We start from the raw sequence: 16,762 nt of genomic DNA, 5'->3' as shown, positions 1-16,762 counted from the left end.
AGGCCGTTTATGGAGCCGATAATGGCCCTGGCGATCGGGCTTTTATACGCCACCGCCGTCTTCATGATGCTACGCCGATCCATCGTCAAACTGGTGATCGGGCTGCTGCTTTTGTCCAACGCCGCCAACCTTTTGATCTTTACGACGGCGGGAATGACCCGCGGCGCGCCGCCGCTTATTCCCGAAGGTATGTACCAGCCGCTTGGCGAAGTGGCCGACCCACTGCCCCAGGCGGTGGTGCTAACCGCCATCGTGATCGCCTTTGGCGTGCTGGCCTTTGCCGTGGTGTTGATCCGCCGCGCCTACGAAATCGTCAAGGCAGACGACCTGGATAAGATGAAGGATACCGACACGTGAGGCCTGAAGTTGCACTGCCCGTTTTACTTCCGCTGTTGTCCGGGGCGCTGTCGCTGCTTTTCTGGCGCTCGCGCCCGATGCAGCGCTTTCTTGCCGTGGCGGGTAACGTTGCCTTGCTGGTCGTAAGCCTTTGGCTGTTCGTCTCTGTGTTGAACGACGGCTACGTGACCATGCAAATGGGCAGTTGGCCGGCGCCGTTCGGCATTACGCTCATCGCCGATATGCTCAGCGCGGTGATGATCCTGATGACCGGTATCATCGGCCTGGCCATGGGGATCTACTCGCTGGCCTCGACCGGGCGCGGCCACGAAAAATTCGGCTACTACCCGTTGATGCACCTGCTGCTGGCGGGGGTGGCCGGCGCGTTTTTGACCGGCGATATCTTCAACCTCTATGTCTGGTTCGAGGTCATGCTGGTGGCGTCCTTCGCGCTTCTGATTCTGGGCGGGGAGCGCGCGCAGATGGAGGGGGCGATCAAGTACGTGACCCTCAATCTTTTGGCCTCGGTGATCTTTTTGACCGCCATCGGCCTTTTGTACGGCACCGTGGGCACGCTCAACATGGCCGATATCGCCGTGCGCATCGAACAGCTCGAGCATTCAGGCATGGTCGAGGTGTTGGCGGTGATGTTCATGGTCGCCTTTGGTATCAAGGCCGCCGCCTTTCCGCTGTTCTTCTGGCTGCCCGCTTCGTATCACACCCCGCCCGTGGCGGTGTCGGCGCTGTTTGCCGGTCTTTTGACCAAGGTGGGGGTCTACTCGCTGTTTCGCGTTTTTACCTTGATGTTCGATCAAACCATGGGCTACTTGCAGGACATCATGCTATGGGGGGCGGTGCTGACCATGGTGACCGGGGTGCTGGGCGCCGCTGCGCAGTACGAATTCCGCCGTATTTTGTCCTTTCATATCGTCAGCCAGATCGGCTACATGATTCTCGGGCTGGCGATATTTACGCCGCTGGCCATCGCCGGCGGGGTGTTCGCGATCATGCACAACATCGTGGTGAAGACGAATCTGTTTTTGATCAGCGGTATCACCCATCGGCTGCAGGGCACCTACCAACTCAAGAAGATGGGCGGGCTTTACCGCCAGTCGCCTGGGCTTGCCGTGGCGTTTTTCGTCTCGGCATTTTCGCTGGCGGGCATACCCCCGCTTTCCGGCTTTTTTGCCAAGTTCGTGCTCATTCGCGCAGGCCTTGAGGCCGAAGCCTACGTTGCCACCGGGATTGCGCTGGCGGTGGGGCTAATGACGCTCTACTCCATGGTGAAAATCTGGAACGAGGTTTTCTGGAAAGCGCTTCCCGAGGATAACGAGGTGCCCGCGGCGCAAACGCCCGTGGGCGATGATGGGCGTCTTCTCAAGCCAAGTCTTTGGATCATGTATCTGCCCGTGGTCGTGTTGGCGTTCATGTCGCTTGCCATCGGTCTCTTCGCCGAACCGATCATGCAGGTCATGACGATTATCGGTGAGCAGCTCTTCAATCCGGCAGGCTATGTGGAAGCCGTACTGGGCGGCGCCGATAGTGCCGACGCGGCGATCGTCGAGCCTTTTGAATTACAGGCCGAGCAGGTCGGCGCGCCTGGGGAGGAATTGCCATGACCGGCGCGATTTGGAATTTGCTGCTCGGCCTTGCCTGGGTGCTGCTGAGCGGCGACTTCACCGGCCTCAATCTGCTGGTGGGGATGATCTTTGGCTATATCGCGCTGGTGCTGATCGAGCACCAGGTCGACGCGCTCAAGGGCTATCCCGCGCGCATCCCGCGCATCATTCGCTTTCTCGGGTTTTTCATCAAGGAACTCATCCAGGCGAACCTGCGGGTCGGGTTCGATATTCTGACGCCGCCCTGGCACATGAAGCCTGGTGTGATCGCCATGCCGCTGTCGGCGCGCACGGAGATGGAAATCACCATGGTGGCGAACCTTATCTCGCTGACCCCGGGAACCCTGAGCCTGGACGTCTCCGACGACCGGCGGGTGCTATATATTCATGCCATGTTCCTCGACGATGAGGACGAGCTGCGGCGCAACCTCAAAGAGATGGAGCACCGCGCACTGGAGCTATTTCGCTAATGAGTACCGTCATTTTAATTAGCCAGGTCATCATGGGGCTGGCGCTGGTGCTTACCTTCGTACGCGTGGTACGCGGGCCGAGCCTGCCGGACCGTGTCGTAGCGCTGGAACTGTTCTCGACCACGGTGGTGGGGCTGGTGGGGGTTTATGCCGTCCAGTCCGAAGTGGCCAGTTTTCTGGACGCCGCCATCGTGATCGCGCTGATGGGCTTTCTTGCCGCGATCGGCTTCGCCCGCTTTTTGGAAAGAGGAGGGCCGCGGGATGATTGATGTCATAAAAGGAACGCTGCTGCTGGGGGGCTCGCTGTTTATCCTGCTGGCCGCGATCGGGCTTTTGCGCCTGCCGGATCTTTTGACCCGAATGCACGCGACTACCAAGGCCGCAGCGCTCGGCGTGATACTGATCATGCTCGCGGCGGCTATGCATTTTGCCGAGGTCGGGGTGGTGGCGCGCTCCTTTGCGATTATCCTGTTCATTCTCATGACGGCGCCGGTGGCTGCCCATGTTATCGGTCGGGCGGGCTATTTCGTGGGCTCCAAACTATGGAGTGGCACCGTCAAGGATGAGCTCAAGCCCAACTACGATCCGTTGACCCACGAGCTTAAAAGCGGGCTGGAAACCCAGGAAAATGCCAAGCGCCCACCTCGTGCCAGCGACCCCTGATCCACCAACGCTTGATCGATGCCAGCGTAAAAAGATGAAACGATACGTTTTTAATTAACTTATGATAATGAATTAAACCGCTTCTTATGAGGCGGTTTTTTTGTATCCGTTTGACCCAAAGCGAAAAAACATGGACACTGTCCATGTACAATAATAGTATTGTATAAGATACCTTGTTCAGCTATTACGCTTGACAGCGTCGAGACACTCCATAGACATGCCCCGGATCTGGTTATTAAGCCCACGATGACCGCGTTCTATGCCCGCATCCATACATGAAGTTGTATTGGACGCCAAGCTGTTTGGAGCGCTACAGCGGATAACGCCGCCCATGCACACCCAGCCAGCAGAGCACGCTTAGGAGGCACCTGACATGAATTTAACGACCGATATTGTTTGGCTACACGACAATCTACGCGTGGCGGATAACCCGCTATTAAGATTCGACGCGCGGCCGGATCAACTTATCTGTCTCTATGTGCTGGATGAGCGCTTGCTCGAACCCTGCCTTTCCGGAGAGCAGACGCCGCGCTTGGGGCCTGCGCGGCTGCGTTTCATATGGCAAAGCCTGATGGAGCTTCGCGGCGAACTCTTGCAGCGCGGTAGCGACCTTCTGGTACGTGTCGGCGACCCCGCCTCGACGGTCGTAAAGCTTGCCAGTGAGTATCAGGCGCGCAGTGTAAGGGTAGCGACACACTCGGGTTACGAAGAGGCTGAGCACATCAGCCGCGTGGCTGAGTCGTTGCCTTCACCCAGCGTGCTTGAATGCATGGAAAACGGCTATCTTTTCGACCAGCAAGATCTTCCCTTCGCATTGGAGGATATGCCGGCCAGTTTCTCGGCATTTCGCCAGCGCCTGGAAAAACACTGGGAAGTCTCGGAAGCGCTCGACGCCCCCTTTACGCTGCCAGGCTGGCCCGAAAATGCCTCCCGCGGCTTTCCACCGCTCCATGCCGTGAGCGAAGAAAGCGCTTTTTGGCAGCCAGATGACCGTCAAGGGTTCAATTTCGTCGGAGGGGAAACAGCGGCCCGTAGCCGTCTCGACCAGTATCTTTGGCAGCAAAGCGGCGCCGAGTCCTATAAAAAGACGCGTAACGGCCTTTTGGGCGCCAACTTCTCGACCCGGTTCTCCCCTTGGCTTGCTCGCGGCTGTCTTTCGGCGCGTCAGGTTTACAAGGAAATCAAGGCCTGGGAGAAAGTGAACGGCGAGACCGAGTCGAGTCAGTGGATCGTTTTCGAACTTCTCTGGCGCGACTACTTCCATCGCAACGCTCAGGTGGAAAAGGCCAGGCTTTTTGGCAGTGAAGCGCTGCCCGAACCCTGCGACAAATTCGACCTCTGGCGGGAGGGCAGTACCGGCGTGCCGTTCATTGACGCCGCCATGCTCGAGCTCAGCCAAACCGGATGGATCTCCAGCCGGGCGCGCCAAAACGTAGCCAGTTTTCTGATCAAGGACCTTGGCGTCGACTGGCGCCTTGGCGCCTGGTGGTTCGAGCACTGCCTGGTCGATTACGATGCAGCCAATAATTGGGGCAACTGGAGCCACCTTGCCGGTACCGGCCGCGATGGGCGCAAGGACCGCTACTTCAACGTGTTGAAACAGGCCAGGCACTACGACCCCAAAGGGCTCTACGTCGCGCATTGGCTGCCTGAGCTTGCATCCTTCGAACTCAGCGCGAAACGCCACCAGCCGTGGCGCTGTGCGCCAAAGACGTTCGAGCCACCCTGTGTGTCACCCCGGGAGTGGAGCCGGTGGTTGCTTGACGAACCCGTGCCGGGCGCTTTTGAGCCCAAAGAGCCGTTGAAATCCGATGAGGGTCGCGAAGAAGTCTCTTATACCGAAACCAAGCTGACCCGTTCATTGGAGAAACAGGCTGTCCAGAGCCGCCAGCCCGTCGAAGAGCCTGAAGAAGCCGAAGAGTAGGGGGAGTGCTAGCCGCTTTCGTTGACTTCATTAGCTGGTAAGTACTGCCAATCCAGGCCATTATCGATCTCTGCCAAGGATTGCCCGGAGATTGATACTATGTCGTTGAAAGTTAATATATTAGCAGGTTATCGAGGTCTGCAAGTAGGCGCGCTTACCCTGGCCGTTGGCGGTTTGCTGGCCGCGACACCTGTTCAAGCGAACCTGCAGCTAATGAGCGAAGTGGATGCGCGCGGGGCCCAGCAGCTAAGCGCAGCCAGCTTCAACCAGTGGCTCGAGGATTTTCGTCGCTACGCGCGCAGCCAGGGCATTAGCGAGGCGACGCTGTCAGAGGCTTTCGACGGTTTGCGCTACCGCGAGCGTGTCATCGAACTCGATCGTTACCAGCCGGAGTTCGTTCGGCCCATTTGGGCCTATCTGGACTCCGCCGTCTCCGATGCACGGGTAAGCAATGGGCGGGAAAAGCTCCAGGCGCATCGCCAAACCGCTGACCAGATGCAGAGCCGTTTTGGCGTGCCCGCCGAGATCATCGTGGCCATCTGGGGCATAGAGAGCAATTACGGCAGCAACTTTGGCGACTTCTCTACCCTCGAAGCACTCGCCACGCTGGCCTTCGACGGCCGTCGTCGCGAATTCGCCCGCAACGAACTTCTTGCCGCGCTGCGTATTATCGATGAAGGCGATATTTCCGCCGAGCAGATGAAAGGTTCCTGGGCCGGGGCCATGGGGCATACCCAGTTTATTCCTTCGAGCTTTGAAGCCTATGCCGTCGATGGTGACAACAATGGCCGCCGCGATATCTGGGGCAGCATCCCCGACGTCATGGCCTCCACCGCCAACTACCTTGCCAAGGCCAACTGGCAGCCCGGTAAGCCCTGGGGGCGAGAGGTGATCCTGCCCGATGATTTCGACTACGCGCAAACCGAGCGTCGCTCGACGAGCGAATGGGCAAGCCAGGGCGTGCGTGCGGTCAACGGCGAACTACCGGGCTTCGACAGCGGAGCGATCATCGTGCCCGCGGGTGCCCAGGGCCCCGCGTTTTTAGTCGGGCCCAACTTCCGTTCGATCCTGCGTTACAACAACGCTACCAGCTACGCCCTCGCGGTGGGAACGCTGAGCGACGCCATCGCCGGGCGCGCGGGTATTAGTCAGGCCTGGCCGCGGGATGAGGCACCTTTAACGCGGGACGATGTCAGAACCCTCCAGCAGCGGCTCAACGCGGCTGGCTACTCGGTCGGAACGCCCGACGGCATTATGGGGCCCAACACGCAAAGCGGTCTGCGCACCTTTCAGCGTGACCAGGGCCTGACGCCGGATGGCTTCGCCACGCAGTCGCTGCTGGAGCGCCTTCGCTAATGGCGGCGCAGTACGGTAATTTTTACTCAAGGATGACACGCAATGAGCAAGGCTTTTTTTAAAAAAGTGAGCGTTTTCGCACTCACGGGCGCGGTACTGGCCAGTACCAGTGCCTTGGCTGATGAGCGTAAAGTGTACGGCTGGGTCGAAAATGCGCTGATCGACTCCTGGGATATTACAGTGAAGGCGAAGCTCGATAGCGGCGCCTTGACGTCTTCGCTTGATGCCCGGGATATCGAGCTTTTTGAAAAAGACGATGAGGACTGGGTGCGCTTTCGTCTGCAGTTAGAGGACCAGCAGAGCGGCGACACGTTTAGCGATGAGATCGAGCGTCCGCTGTATCGCGAGCTGACCGTGCGCGGCGCTGGCGGTAAGGATGACCGTCCGGTCGTGCTGCTTGATATCTGCATGGGGGATACGATCTATGAAGAGCAGTTTAGCCTTCGCGACCGTGACGAAATGAACTATCCCATGCTATTGGGCCGGCGCAGCATTGGCCATCTGGGGCTTCTCGATGTCGAAAGCACCTTCCTGCAGAGCCCGGACTGCGGCGATGATGCCGAGTACGTGGCCCACGACCCCAGCGAAGACGAGGAGTAAAGGCATCTGCAGCGTTAGCGTTATGCAGTAGATACCAGGCGTACAGGCCAGGCGCCTCGCTTGGCCTGTACTGATGCGCATAGGCGTTGCGCTAAACATAGACGTCGCGCTAAAAAAGCTTCGAAAGTAGCGCCGTCACGGCGGTCTCCACCCGTAGGATGCGTGGGCCCAAATGGATGCCCTCGCAGCCTGCCTCCAGCAGTTTCTCCACCTCCCAGGGTATGAATCCACCTTCTGGCCCGACCAGCAAAAGCGTTGGGTCGGTAACGCCGCGCGGGCAGGCATTGCGCATGCCTGGATGAGCCAAAAGACCGTGGTGCTCGGCCAAAAGCGTCGGCAACCGATCTTCCAGAAAGGGCCTAAATCCTTTGGCCAGTGAGATATCCGGCAGGATCGTATCCTGGGTTTGCTCCAGACCTAGAATGAGGTGCTGATGTATTTTGTCTGGTGTGAGTTCCGGCGACTGCCAGTAGCTTTTTTCCACGCGTTTCGTGTGCAAAAGGGTGAGGTGTTTGACCCCCAGCGCCGTCACGTGCTCCAGGGTGCGGGCCAGCATACGCGGGCGCGGTAGCGCCAATACCAGATGAACGGGAAGCGGCGGCGGCGGCGCTTGCGTAAGCGTCGTCACCTTGAACACCGCGCGCTTCTCGTCGAGTTCCAAAAGCACCGCCTTGCCCACGCAACCGCCGAGCACGCCGACAGTAAACTCGTCGTTCACTTGGGCGCGGTGAACGCGCGTCAGGTGTTCCAGGCGGCGGGTGTCGGTCAGGGTAGCGCGCCAGTCGGCGCCAAGCTCGTCGGGGGCAAGCAGTATCAGGTTCATGAGGCTCATCGAAATAGGACTGGATAAAGAGCCGAGTGCAGGTTGTCGCCTCACTTGGCTTGCATGCGTGCGCGTTGCAGGCACAATACCAGCAACGGCGGCAAAAGCCTTTACCGCGTTTAAGGAGATGCGCTGTGCGCGTGATTCGCAAATATGCCAACCGGCGATTGTACGATACTCAGCAGAGCCGGTACGTAACGCTTGAAGACCTGCGGCGGTTGATTATCGACGAAGAGCCATTCCGGGTCGAGGACGCCAAAAGCGGTGAGGATCTGACGCGGACGATTCTGCTATCGATCATCATCGAACAGGAGCAGGCCGATAATAATTCCGAGGTTTTTTCCAACGATCTTTTAGCGCAGCTGATCCGTGTCTACGATATGTCGTCGCCACTGCCGCTGTCGCGCTATCTTGAGCAGGGCACCCAACTGATGTTGCAGCAGCAAAAGCGGATGCAAAACCAGTGGCAGCAAGCGCTCAAAAACTCGCCCATGGAGCTGATGCGCGAGCTTGCCGAGGAGAACATGCGTTTTTGGCAAAGCACGCTGAATAAGCCAGGCCCGACGGATGACGACAGTGATAACGAGCGCTCCTAGCGCCACGCTACAGTTTTGCTGTGGCATAATGCGTCCAGGTAACGCATCCGCTCGATAAGGAAAGACATGAACGTTTTGATGATAGGTGGCGGCGGGCGAGAGCACGCCCTGGCGTGGAAACTCGCGCAGTCGGCACAGGTGACGAAGGTGTTCGTCGCGCCCGGCAATGCGGGGACCGCTCGGGAGCCCTCGCTTGAAAACGTGGCCATCGAGGCCACCGATATCGATGGCCTGCTGGCGTTTGCCCAGCGCGAAAACATCGCGTTGACCGTCGTGGGGCCCGAGGCGCCGCTGGTCATTGGCGTAGTGGACCGCTTCCAGCAGGCGGGGCTTGCCATTTTTGGGCCCACCCAGGCGGCCGCCCAGCTCGAAGGCTCCAAATCCTTCACCAAGGATTTCCTTGCCCGCCATCAAATTCCCTCCGCCGCCTATCAAACCTTTACCCGGGTCGACGACGCGCTCGAGTATCTGGCCGAGGTCGGCGCACCGATCGTCATCAAGGCCGATGGCCTGGCCGCGGGCAAGGGGGTGATCGTTGCCATGAGTGAGGCGGAAGCCAAGGCGGCGGTTCGCGATATGCTCGAAGCCAACGCCTTCGGTGATGCCGGCGCGCGGGTGGTCATCGAGGAGTTTCTCGAAGGCGAAGAAGCGAGCTTTATCGTCATGGTCGACGGCGAAAACGTCGTCCCCATGGCCACCAGCCAGGATCATAAGCGCGCCTTCGACGGCGACACCGGCCCGAACACCGGCGGCATGGGAGCTTACTCGCCAGCGCCGGTAGTCACACCGGAGATCGACGCGCGGGTCATGGAGCAGGTGATTTTGCCCACGGTGCGCGGCATGCGCGATGAGGGCAACGCCTACACCGGCTTTTTGTACGCGGGCCTGATGATCGACGAGGCCGGCAACCCGAAAGTGATCGAGTACAACTGCCGCTTCGGTGACCCGGAAACCCAGCCAATCATGATGCGCCTGACCTCTGACTTCGCCGCGCTTTGTTTGGCCGGGGCGAAAGGCGAGCTAGCCGGTTTTGAGTGTCACTGGGACAGCCGCGCTGCGGTGGGCGTTGTGATGGCCGCGGGCGGCTACCCCAATAGCTACCGCAAGGGGGATGTCATTACCGGGCTTGACGAAGCGGACACGCGACACTGCAAGGTCTTCCACGCCGGTACCGCGCAAAACGAGCAGGGCGGTATCACTACCGCCGGTGGGCGTGTGTTGTGTGTCACTGCGCTTGGCGAAAGCGTGTTGGAAGCCCAGGCAAAGGCCTATCTGGGCGTCGAGCAGATTCACTGGCAAGATGTCGAGTATCGTCGCGATATTGCGCACCGGGCCATCGCACGCGAACAGTCACGCTAATTTTAATAACCGTTTATCAAGGAGTGAGGTATGGAGCGCGTTACGCTGGATTTTCCTGAGGCAGCGATTATTCACCGCCACTCCTTGTCGGTGCGCATCACGGATATGAACTACGGCCGTCACTTGGGCCACGATGCGCTGGTGGGGCTGATCGCCGAGGCGCGTGCCCAAGCGTTGGCCGCGCTTGGATTCCCGGAGTGGGATCTGGCGGGCTATCCAAGTGTCGTGGCCGATTTGACCGTGTTGTACCAGCGTGAGGCGTGCTTCCCCGAGGTGCTATCGATCGAAACCGCCGTTCCCGAACCCGAAGGCAAGGGACTTGTGGTGTATCACCGGGTTTTGAATGCGCAGGACCAGCGCGTCGCGACGGCCAAACTAACGCTGATGCTGGTCGATACGGCCGCCCGACAAACCGTCGAGGTGCCCGCAGAGGTCAAACGTGCGCTCGCCCATGCCCGAGGTGTCTAATGTCGCGTGAGTATCCGATTATTGCGATCACTGGCTCGTCCGGGGCGGGCACGACCACGGTCCGACGTAGCTTCGAGCGTATGTTCTTGCGCGAGGACATCCACGCGGCGATCGTCGACGGCGACGCCTTTCACCGCTATACCCGTGATGATCTGCAGCGTATCTTCCGCGAAGAGCCGGATCGCAAGGACGAGCTCTCGCACTTTGCCGTCGAGGCCAATTTGCTCGATCGCCTGGAGGGGCTTTTTGCCGAATACGGCGAGCACGGCTCGGGCACCTTTCGTCACTATATCCATGCCGAAGACAAGCAGAAGATCGAGGCCGGTTACCGTGTCGGTACCTTTACCGAGTGGCAGTCGCTACCCTGTGGAACGGATCTGCTCTTCTACGAAGGGTTGCACGGCGGCCTGGTGACGCCGGAGTACGATATCGCTCGCCATGCCGACCTTTTGATCGGCGTGGCGCCCACCATGAATCTCGAGTGGATTCAAAAGATCGACCGCGATACCAAGCTGCGTGGCTACTCTCAGGAGGCGGTGATCGATACGATCCTGGGGCGTATGGGCGACTACGTTCGCTATATTCAGCCGCAGTTTTCGCGCACGCACATCAATTTCCAGCGCGTTCCCACGGTAGATACCTCCAATCCTTTCGAGGTACAGGATATTCCCACCGACGCGGAGTCCTTCGTGGTGATTCGCTTTCGTGACCCTTCCACGGTGGACTTCCCCTGGCTTTTGGCCATGATCAAGGACGCCTTCATGACGCGCCCGCACACCCTGGTGGTACCCGGGGCGAGGCTGTCGCTTGCCATGGAGCTCATTTTGGCACCGCTGCTGCGCCATTTGCTGGCACAGCGGCGCTTTCGCTAAGCAAGCGTCCGGTTCGTTAGCGACGCCTCATCGTCAATACGACAGTCAATCGACCTGGCCAGCGAACAACACAGCCAGTGGACAACACAGCAGCGAATAACAGGAGCACGTCATGGAGTGTCTTTTCTGCAAGATCATCAATCGCGAAATACCTGCCGATATCGTTTATGAAGACGAGCACGTATTGGCGTTCAACGATATCGATCCCAAGGCGCCCACCCATCAACTGATCATTCCCAAACAGCATATCGCCACCCTGAACGATATCGAGCCCGATCACCTGGCCATCGTTGGGCGGCTTCAATACACCGCGGCCCGCCTGGCCAAAGAGCAGGGGTTTGCCGAAGACGGCTACCGCGTGGTGATGAACTGCAACGCCATGGGCGGTCAGACGGTCTATCATATCCATATGCATTTAATGGGCGGACGGCAGTTTACCTGGCCGGCCGGTTAACGCGCACGACAGGATCAAACGAGGTCATGCCAATGCGGGAACGCCACTTGAGCCGATCGGATCGGTTTATTTCACATATCGATAGCGCGCTGCGCACGCTGATTCCCAATACCCAGGGAGCGCAGCGCGCCAATCCCTCGGCTTTGACCCCCGAGGCGGCGCTTAGCGAGCTGGAGCGTCGCCACGCGGCCAGTACGCTACGGGTGCTGCATGTGGCCACCGCCGGGGTCCAGGGGCTATGCCAGGGGCAGGTGGGGCTTATTATGCTGCCTAAAGCGCGCCAGCAAATCGATCACTCCCAGCGCGAGGCAATCGATCATCTGGCGTGGTGCCAGCAACGTCTCGAGCAACTCGAAAGCCGCACCAGCTACTTTACGCCGGTTTACTATGGGGCCGGGGTGGGGCTTGGGATCATGACCGGTTTGATCAACGACCGCTTCGGACTCGGCATGGTAGCGGCCACCAAGGAGCTGATCGGCCGTCAAGTGACCGAGCAAATGGCGTATTTACCCGCCGAGGATCATCGCTCCCGTACGCTTATACGTCAGGTCGCCTCCGATAACACTCATCACGCGCAGTTGGCGATCGAAGCGGGGGGTATGCGTTTTCCCGCTCCCCTCAAATGGGGGATGGGGTTGCTGGGCAATACGTCGCTCAAAAAAGCGCGCTATACCTGAACGGCTTGACGAACCCCACTGGCTGACCAATTCTAGAGAGTGTCAGCATATGCTTTAACGTGGCTTATGGGCTTCGTTAAAAAACACATAGGCACCCGCCAGCGCGAGCGGCGGCTTCAGGGAAGCAAGCCGGTTGAAAGGCACCGCAATAAAGGAGACGTAAAATGCTGGGTAACGCACTGCTTTTTTTGGTTATCGCGATCATCGCCGGGGTGCTCGGGTTTTCCGGCATTGCCGGGGTGGCCTCTACCATCGCCCAAGTGCTGTTCGTACTTTTTTTGATCCTTTTTCTCGTTTCGCTGTTTACCGGCCGGCGCCGATAGGGCGCTGGGTGCAGGTATAAAAAAAGCCCCTTTACAGGGGCTTTTTTGTGCCAAGACTTCGTACCAGCAAAACGTTGCCTATGCGTCGATGCGCTTGTACTTCATCCGCTTGGGCGTGTCGTTGCCTACGCGTTTTTTGTGGTCTTCTTCGTAGTCGGTGTAGTTACCGTCGAAGAACACCACTTCCGATTCGCCTTCGAAGGCCAGGATGTGCGTAGCGATCCGGTCCAAAAACCAGCGGTCGTGGGAGATCACGATCGCACAGCCCGGGAAAGCGAGAAGTGCTTCTTCCAGGGCGCGTAGGGTTTCGATATCCAAGTCGTTCGAGGGCTCATCGAGCAGCAGAACGTTGGCGCCTTGCTTGAGCGTTTGCGCCAGCTGTAGGCGACCGCGTTCGCCGCCGGAAAGCTCGCTGAGGCGTTTTTGCTGGTCGTTGCCCTTGAAGTTGAAGCGCCCCACATAGGCGCGTGAGGACACCTCAAAGCCGTTGATGTTCAGGATATCCTGACCATCGGAGACGGCTTCCCATACGGTCTGTTTGTCGTCCAAAGCGTCGCGCAGCTGTTCGACGTAGGCGATATCGACCGTATTGCCGATGACCACTTCGCCTTCGTCGGGCTGCTCCTTACCGGTGATTAGCTTGAACAGCGTCGATTTACCCGCGCCGTTGCCGCCGACGATACCGATGATCGCGCCCGGCGGTACGGTAAAGGAAAGATCCTGGTAGAGGAGCTTGTCGTCGAAGCGCTTGGTCACGTTATGAAACTCGATGACCTTGTCCCCCAGGCGCGGGCCGGGCGGAATATAGATCTCGTTGGTTTCGTTACGTTTTTGGAAGTCGCCAGACTGCATCTCTTCGAAGCGGTTGAGGCGCGCCTTGCTCTTGGCCTGACGGCCCTTGGCGTTACTGCGTACCCACTCGAGTTCCTGCTTGATCGCTTTCTGGCGCGAGGCCTCCTGTTTGGCTTCCTGGGTCAGGCGCTGCTCTTTTTGCTCGAGCCACTGGGAGTAGTTGCCTTCGAAAGGAATGCCCTGACCGCGGTCGAGCTCGAGAATCCAGCCCGCCACGTTGTCCAGGAAGTAGCGGTCGTGGGTAATCGCCACGACGGTGCCGCTGTAGTCGTGCAAAAAGCGCTCGAGCCAGGCCACGGACTCGGCGTCCAGGTGGTTGGTGGGCTCGTCGAGCAGCAGCATGTCCGGGTTGGAGAGCAGCAAGCGGCAAAGCGCGACACGGCGGCGCTCACCACCGGACAGATTGCCTACTGTCGCCTCCCAGGGGGGCAGACGAAGGGCTTCGGCGGCCACTTCCAGCTTGCGCTCGATGTTGTGTGCGTCCGCGGCCTCGATCATGTTCTCCAGACGCGCCTGCTCGCTTGCCAGGGCGTCGAAGTCCGCGTCGGGCTCGGCGTAGGCGGCGTAGACCGCATCGAGTTTCTCCTGAGCGGCTTTTAGCTCGCCCAGCGCCTCTTCGACGGTGTCGCGAACGTTTTTCTCATCGTCGAGCTGCGGCTCCTGAGGGAGGTAACCCACGTTGATGCCAGCCATCGGGCGAGCTTCACCTTCAAACTCTGTATCGACACCGGCCATGATGCGCAGCAGTGTGGATTTACCCGCGCCGTTCAAACCCAGCACGCCGATCTTGGCGCCAGGGAAAAACGAAAGCGAGATATCCTTGAGAATTTGTTTTTTGGGCGGCACGACTTTGCCAACCCGGTTCATGGTGAATACGTATTGCGCCATGGAAATCCGTTAGGTTGTTGAACAGTGTGATCAAAAAGTGATGTGGGCGTAAATGATAGTGCCCCGAGCGAGTAAAGGCCAGAAAGAGGGCGGCCAACATGATCGCTCAGTGCCGTGAAGACGCTAAAAGGGCGCTCTTGCCGCTAGTCGTTCCAGTCGTCTTCGATAGCCCGCTTGAGATTACGCTCTTCAAGCCAGGCTTCTACCTGGCGGCGTGCGCGCAGGGTATCGCCCTTGCTGGGCTTTTGCTTGCCGTACTGCTCGTCGTTGACCGCATCCAGGCTTTCGAAATCGTCGGCTTCGAGGTTTGCAGTGCTAAACGTATCGCGATTCAAGGGGTCACGGCTCATGAGATGCCCTCCAACCCAAGCCGGCGTACCGGCGTTTTATAGGCTTAGCGCTAAACGTTGGCTAAGCGCCCAGCGCACCACTGCGCTTAGGCGCTGTATAACGCCGCTTGGATTGAAGTTCAAGCTTTAAATGCAGGCAGGGTGAATCAGGCGCTTTCCTGCTGTTTTTGCAGCTCGGATAGTGCCCGTTGGGCTTCGACGCGCTCGGAGACGTCTTTTTGTACGCCGACGCAGTACATCAAGTTATCGCTTTCATCGAATACCGGCGTGATGGAAAGCTCGTTCCAGAACATGGTGCCGTCCTTGCGGTAGTTGCGCAGCACCTCGCGAGAGGAGCGACCGCTTTTGAGCGCCTCGCGGATCCGGTCGAGGGCGTCCTGGTCGCGGTCATCGTTTTGCAGAAAACGACAGTCCCGATAGAGAATTTCATCGGCGGTGTAGCCGGTCAGGCGTTCAAAGCCTTTATTGACATAGATGAGAATATTTTCATCGCCTTCCTGCTCGGACACGACGATGCCGTCGTCCGATGCATCTACAATGCGCTCGAGTAATTCAGGGTTGATTAAAGGAGATCGTTTCATAAAAAATCCTGTTGCTAATCGCTCTTCCGTTGCCATGGCGCTGTACGTCAGCGCGGGAATCAACGGTACTTAAACACGCCAAACAGCATTAACATAGGCAGCAACGCTGGCGGTGGCAAATTATCCTCTCCGATCCAATGAGCGGGCACGCAAACGCGCGCCTGGGAGGGCTCATTCGACCTCGGGCAGCCGGTAGGCGCTGAGTATGGCGCAAAACGCCGTGAATGCCAGTACGAGCAGCAGTAGGGCACTGCCTAGCCACTGCGCCAATGCGCCCACCATGCCCCCCACGGCAAGCATCAAGACGCCGGTCAGCGTATTGGAGAGCGCCACGTAAAGTGCACGATTATCCTGATTGGCGATATCGACCAGGTAGGTCTTGCGGCCAAGGCGCACGCCATGGTGAATGATCACCAGCAGCGCGTAGACGACGGCGTAGGGCACGATGCTTTGCGTCCATTCGTTGCCGACCCACACAAGGCTTGCGCCCATTAGGCAGCAAAGCGTCGTGCCCAGGGCGGCGTAGCCCATGACGCGGCGGCTGGATTGATCGGCAAGCCTGCCCCATACCGGGCTAGCAACCATGGCCGCCAGCCCCGACACGACGACCAAAAAGCCCAGGTTGCCCAAGCTGGTACCGCTTTGCTGTTGGCCGAGCAGCGCGATGTAGGGAAGCGCCAGGGCGCTCGAGAGTAATAACGCGCGGGAAACGTTGAAGTGCAAAAAGGTGCGGTCGGTTTTTAAAAGCGAAAACCCGTACTTGATGCTCTGCCAGGCATTTTCGCCGCCCTCTACCGCGCCGGGTTCTTCCTTGATGCGCGCCACGCAAAAGGCATTGAGTAGCCAGCCAAGGGCTGCGACGGCGAGCAGTGTAGCCAGCGCCCACTGGCCGGGGCTTTCGTTAAACAGCATCAGCACGCCGCCGGCGGCAAGGGTAGCGGCGCCGGCGACGCTACCGCTATAGCCCATGAGCGTGCCGCGGCGGCGTTTGGCGATGGTTTTACCCATTACATCCTTGGTGGCGATGGAGGAGATGCCCCGGGCGAGCGAAAGCAGCACCAGCACGCCGAGCACCAGTGCCCCGCCCAACGAATTACTGCCCCAAAGGGCCAGTAACGCTAAACAGAGCGCGCACACCCCTTGAAGCACGGCGCCGGCGGCCCATACCCATTTGCGTCTGGGCTGGGGCCTGATGAAACCAGCCACGAATATCTGCGGAAGCAGCGCGCCGGCTTCACGGATGGGGACCAAAAATCCCACCATCCATACCGGCGCGCCCATGAGGCCCATGAGCCAAGGCAGCACCAGCCGGGCGCTCGAGAGCTCGTCGGCCAGCTTATTGCCTAGCGCTGCAAACAGGTGCAAAAAGAAGTTGCGCGGCTGCTCGTGGCACGCTTGTTCCGGTATGTCCTGACACATTCGGCTATCGTCATCGCCGGTCAACCATTCGAACAGTCGGGTTTGGGAAATGGGCGGCTCAGCCATCGCGGTTCCTTGGCAGTTATTAATACAAGGTGACAGAATGCCGTTTTATCACCGCAGGTTAAAGCA

20 protein-coding genes are annotated in these 16,762 nt (G+C 59.0%); 15 read left to right on the top strand and 5 right to left on the bottom strand.

From position 1 onward, the window contains the following. The first annotated feature begins 9 nt into the window (after positions 1–9). The 8 genes from ACWFVE_RS10960 to rloA3 all read left to right on the top strand — a co-directional run bounded on the left by ACWFVE_RS10960 (position 10) and on the right by rloA3 (position 6,968). The gene (locus tag ACWFVE_RS10960; RefSeq protein WP_447529308.1) at positions 10–357 is read left to right on the top strand and encodes a Na+/H+ antiporter subunit C; all 348 of its coding nucleotides are present in this window, start codon (positions 10–12) and stop codon (positions 355–357) included. Then, on the top strand, positions 354–1,955 hold the full coding sequence (locus tag ACWFVE_RS10955) for a Na+/H+ antiporter subunit D (protein ID WP_447529307.1): 1,602 nt from the start codon (positions 354–356) through the stop codon (positions 1,953–1,955). The genes ACWFVE_RS10960 and ACWFVE_RS10955 overlap by 4 nt, the downstream gene beginning before the upstream one ends. Then, on the top strand, positions 1,952–2,425 hold the full coding sequence (locus ACWFVE_RS10950) for a Na+/H+ antiporter subunit E (RefSeq protein WP_447529306.1): 474 nt from the start codon (positions 1,952–1,954) through the stop codon (positions 2,423–2,425). The genes ACWFVE_RS10955 and ACWFVE_RS10950 overlap by 4 nt, the downstream gene beginning before the upstream one ends. Further along, entirely contained in the window at positions 2,425–2,694 is a 270-nt protein-coding gene (locus ACWFVE_RS10945) for a monovalent cation/H+ antiporter complex subunit F (RefSeq protein WP_447529305.1), read from the top strand. The genes ACWFVE_RS10950 and ACWFVE_RS10945 overlap by 1 nt, the downstream gene beginning before the upstream one ends. Continuing rightward, positions 2,687–3,088, top strand: coding sequence for a monovalent cation/H(+) antiporter subunit G (mnhG, locus tag ACWFVE_RS10940; protein WP_447529304.1), 402 nt, complete (start codon positions 2,687–2,689; stop codon positions 3,086–3,088). Before ACWFVE_RS10945 ends, mnhG begins: the two co-directional genes overlap by 8 nt. Positions 3,089–3,461: 373 nt before the next feature. Next, entirely contained in the window at positions 3,462–5,012 is a 1,551-nt protein-coding gene (locus ACWFVE_RS10935) for a DASH family cryptochrome (protein WP_447529303.1), read from the top strand. 99 nt (positions 5,013–5,111) lie between these two features. After that, a complete protein-coding gene (locus tag ACWFVE_RS10930; protein ID WP_447529302.1) occupies positions 5,112–6,368 on the top strand; it encodes a lytic murein transglycosylase in 1,257 nt (418 codons plus the stop codon). A gap of 42 nt (positions 6,369–6,410) precedes the next feature. After that, on the top strand, positions 6,411–6,968 hold the full coding sequence (gene rloA3, locus ACWFVE_RS10925) for a retropepsin-like aspartic peptidase RloA3 (RefSeq protein WP_447529301.1): 558 nt from the start codon (positions 6,411–6,413) through the stop codon (positions 6,966–6,968). A gap of 109 nt (positions 6,969–7,077) precedes the next feature. On the opposite strand, the gene ACWFVE_RS10920 is transcribed toward rloA3, so the two are convergent. Further along, positions 7,078–7,791 (bottom strand): 16S rRNA (uracil(1498)-N(3))-methyltransferase, encoded by a 714-nt coding sequence (locus ACWFVE_RS10920; RefSeq protein WP_447529300.1) that lies wholly within the window; start codon positions 7,789–7,791, stop codon positions 7,078–7,080. 134 nt (positions 7,792–7,925) lie between these two features. Here ACWFVE_RS10920 and phaR point away from each other — a divergent pair, with 134 nt between their 5' ends. From phaR to ACWFVE_RS10885, 7 genes are all read left to right on the top strand, one after another. Next, entirely contained in the window at positions 7,926–8,387 is a 462-nt protein-coding gene (phaR, locus tag ACWFVE_RS10915) for a polyhydroxyalkanoate synthesis repressor PhaR (protein WP_447529299.1), read from the top strand. 66 nt (positions 8,388–8,453) lie between these two features. Beyond that, entirely contained in the window at positions 8,454–9,746 is a 1,293-nt protein-coding gene (gene purD, locus ACWFVE_RS10910; RefSeq protein ID WP_447529298.1) for a phosphoribosylamine--glycine ligase, read from the top strand. Between the two features lie 30 nt (positions 9,747–9,776). Beyond that, the gene (locus ACWFVE_RS10905) at positions 9,777–10,214 is read left to right on the top strand and encodes a thioesterase family protein (protein ID WP_447529297.1); all 438 of its coding nucleotides are present in this window, start codon (positions 9,777–9,779) and stop codon (positions 10,212–10,214) included. Then, positions 10,214–11,086, top strand: a complete 873-nt coding sequence (locus tag ACWFVE_RS10900) for a phosphoribulokinase (RefSeq protein WP_447529296.1) — start codon at positions 10,214–10,216, stop codon at positions 11,084–11,086. Before ACWFVE_RS10905 ends, ACWFVE_RS10900 begins: the two co-directional genes overlap by 1 nt. A gap of 112 nt (positions 11,087–11,198) precedes the next feature. After that, positions 11,199–11,540, top strand: coding sequence for a histidine triad nucleotide-binding protein (locus ACWFVE_RS10895; protein WP_447529295.1), 342 nt, complete (start codon positions 11,199–11,201; stop codon positions 11,538–11,540). A gap of 47 nt (positions 11,541–11,587) precedes the next feature. Further along, on the top strand, positions 11,588–12,217 hold the full coding sequence (locus tag ACWFVE_RS10890; RefSeq protein ID WP_447529294.1) for a 3-demethoxyubiquinol 3-hydroxylase: 630 nt from the start codon (positions 11,588–11,590) through the stop codon (positions 12,215–12,217). A 164-nt stretch (positions 12,218–12,381) separates the two neighbouring features. Further along, positions 12,382–12,540 carry a DUF1328 domain-containing protein gene (locus ACWFVE_RS10885; protein WP_447529293.1) on the top strand — a complete coding sequence of 53 codons (159 nt, stop codon included), beginning with the start codon at positions 12,382–12,384 and terminating at the stop codon, positions 12,538–12,540. Between the two features lie 78 nt (positions 12,541–12,618). On the opposite strand, the gene ettA is transcribed toward ACWFVE_RS10885, so the two are convergent. From ettA to ACWFVE_RS10865, 4 genes are all read right to left on the bottom strand, one after another. Next, positions 12,619–14,280, bottom strand: coding sequence for an energy-dependent translational throttle protein EttA (gene ettA, locus ACWFVE_RS10880; RefSeq protein ID WP_447529292.1), 1,662 nt, complete (start codon positions 14,278–14,280; stop codon positions 12,619–12,621). 143 nt (positions 14,281–14,423) lie between these two features. After that, a complete protein-coding gene (locus ACWFVE_RS10875) occupies positions 14,424–14,630 on the bottom strand; it encodes a PA3496 family putative envelope integrity protein (RefSeq protein ID WP_447529291.1) in 207 nt (68 codons plus the stop codon). 146 nt (positions 14,631–14,776) lie between these two features. Then, entirely contained in the window at positions 14,777–15,211 is a 435-nt protein-coding gene (locus ACWFVE_RS10870; RefSeq protein WP_447529290.1) for a PAS domain-containing protein, read from the bottom strand. 171 nt (positions 15,212–15,382) lie between these two features. Continuing rightward, complete coding sequence (locus tag ACWFVE_RS10865; RefSeq protein ID WP_447529289.1) at positions 15,383–16,696, bottom strand: MFS transporter; 1,314 nt, start codon at positions 16,694–16,696, stop codon at positions 15,383–15,385. Positions 16,697–16,762: the final 66 nt, after the last annotated feature.

It is taken from the genome of Vreelandella mediterranea (assembly GCF_970647075.1).
The sequence above is the reverse complement of the archived record's forward strand: the minus strand, read 5'-3'. Positions and strand labels throughout refer to the sequence as shown.

Coding starts and splice junctions, on each gene's coding strand:
- ACWFVE_RS10920 (WP_447529300.1), bottom strand. CDS start 7,791: ATGAACCTGATACTGCTTGCCCCCGACGAGCTTGGCGCCGACTGGCGC.
- ACWFVE_RS10935 (WP_447529303.1), top strand. CDS start 3,462: ATGAATTTAACGACCGATATTGTTTGGCTACACGACAATCTACGCGTG.
- ACWFVE_RS10905 (WP_447529297.1), top strand. CDS start 9,777: ATGGAGCGCGTTACGCTGGATTTTCCTGAGGCAGCGATTATTCACCGC.
- ettA (WP_447529292.1), bottom strand. CDS start 14,280: ATGGCGCAATACGTATTCACCATGAACCGGGTTGGCAAAGTCGTGCCG.
- mnhG (WP_447529304.1), top strand. CDS start 2,687: ATGATTGATGTCATAAAAGGAACGCTGCTGCTGGGGGGCTCGCTGTTT.
- ACWFVE_RS10960 (WP_447529308.1), top strand. CDS start 10: ATGGAGCCGATAATGGCCCTGGCGATCGGGCTTTTATACGCCACCGCC.
- ACWFVE_RS10930 (WP_447529302.1), top strand. CDS start 5,112: ATGTCGTTGAAAGTTAATATATTAGCAGGTTATCGAGGTCTGCAAGTA.
- ACWFVE_RS10950 (WP_447529306.1), top strand. CDS start 1,952: ATGACCGGCGCGATTTGGAATTTGCTGCTCGGCCTTGCCTGGGTGCTG.
- rloA3 (WP_447529301.1), top strand. CDS start 6,411: ATGAGCAAGGCTTTTTTTAAAAAAGTGAGCGTTTTCGCACTCACGGGC.
- ACWFVE_RS10885 (WP_447529293.1), top strand. CDS start 12,382: ATGCTGGGTAACGCACTGCTTTTTTTGGTTATCGCGATCATCGCCGGG.
- ACWFVE_RS10945 (WP_447529305.1), top strand. CDS start 2,425: ATGAGTACCGTCATTTTAATTAGCCAGGTCATCATGGGGCTGGCGCTG.
- ACWFVE_RS10900 (WP_447529296.1), top strand. CDS start 10,214: ATGTCGCGTGAGTATCCGATTATTGCGATCACTGGCTCGTCCGGGGCG.
- ACWFVE_RS10865 (WP_447529289.1), bottom strand. CDS start 16,696: ATGGCTGAGCCGCCCATTTCCCAAACCCGACTGTTCGAATGGTTGACC.
- ACWFVE_RS10875 (WP_447529291.1), bottom strand. CDS start 14,630: ATGAGCCGTGACCCCTTGAATCGCGATACGTTTAGCACTGCAAACCTC.
- purD (WP_447529298.1), top strand. CDS start 8,454: ATGAACGTTTTGATGATAGGTGGCGGCGGGCGAGAGCACGCCCTGGCG.
- ACWFVE_RS10870 (WP_447529290.1), bottom strand. CDS start 15,211: ATGAAACGATCTCCTTTAATCAACCCTGAATTACTCGAGCGCATTGTA.
- ACWFVE_RS10895 (WP_447529295.1), top strand. CDS start 11,199: ATGGAGTGTCTTTTCTGCAAGATCATCAATCGCGAAATACCTGCCGAT.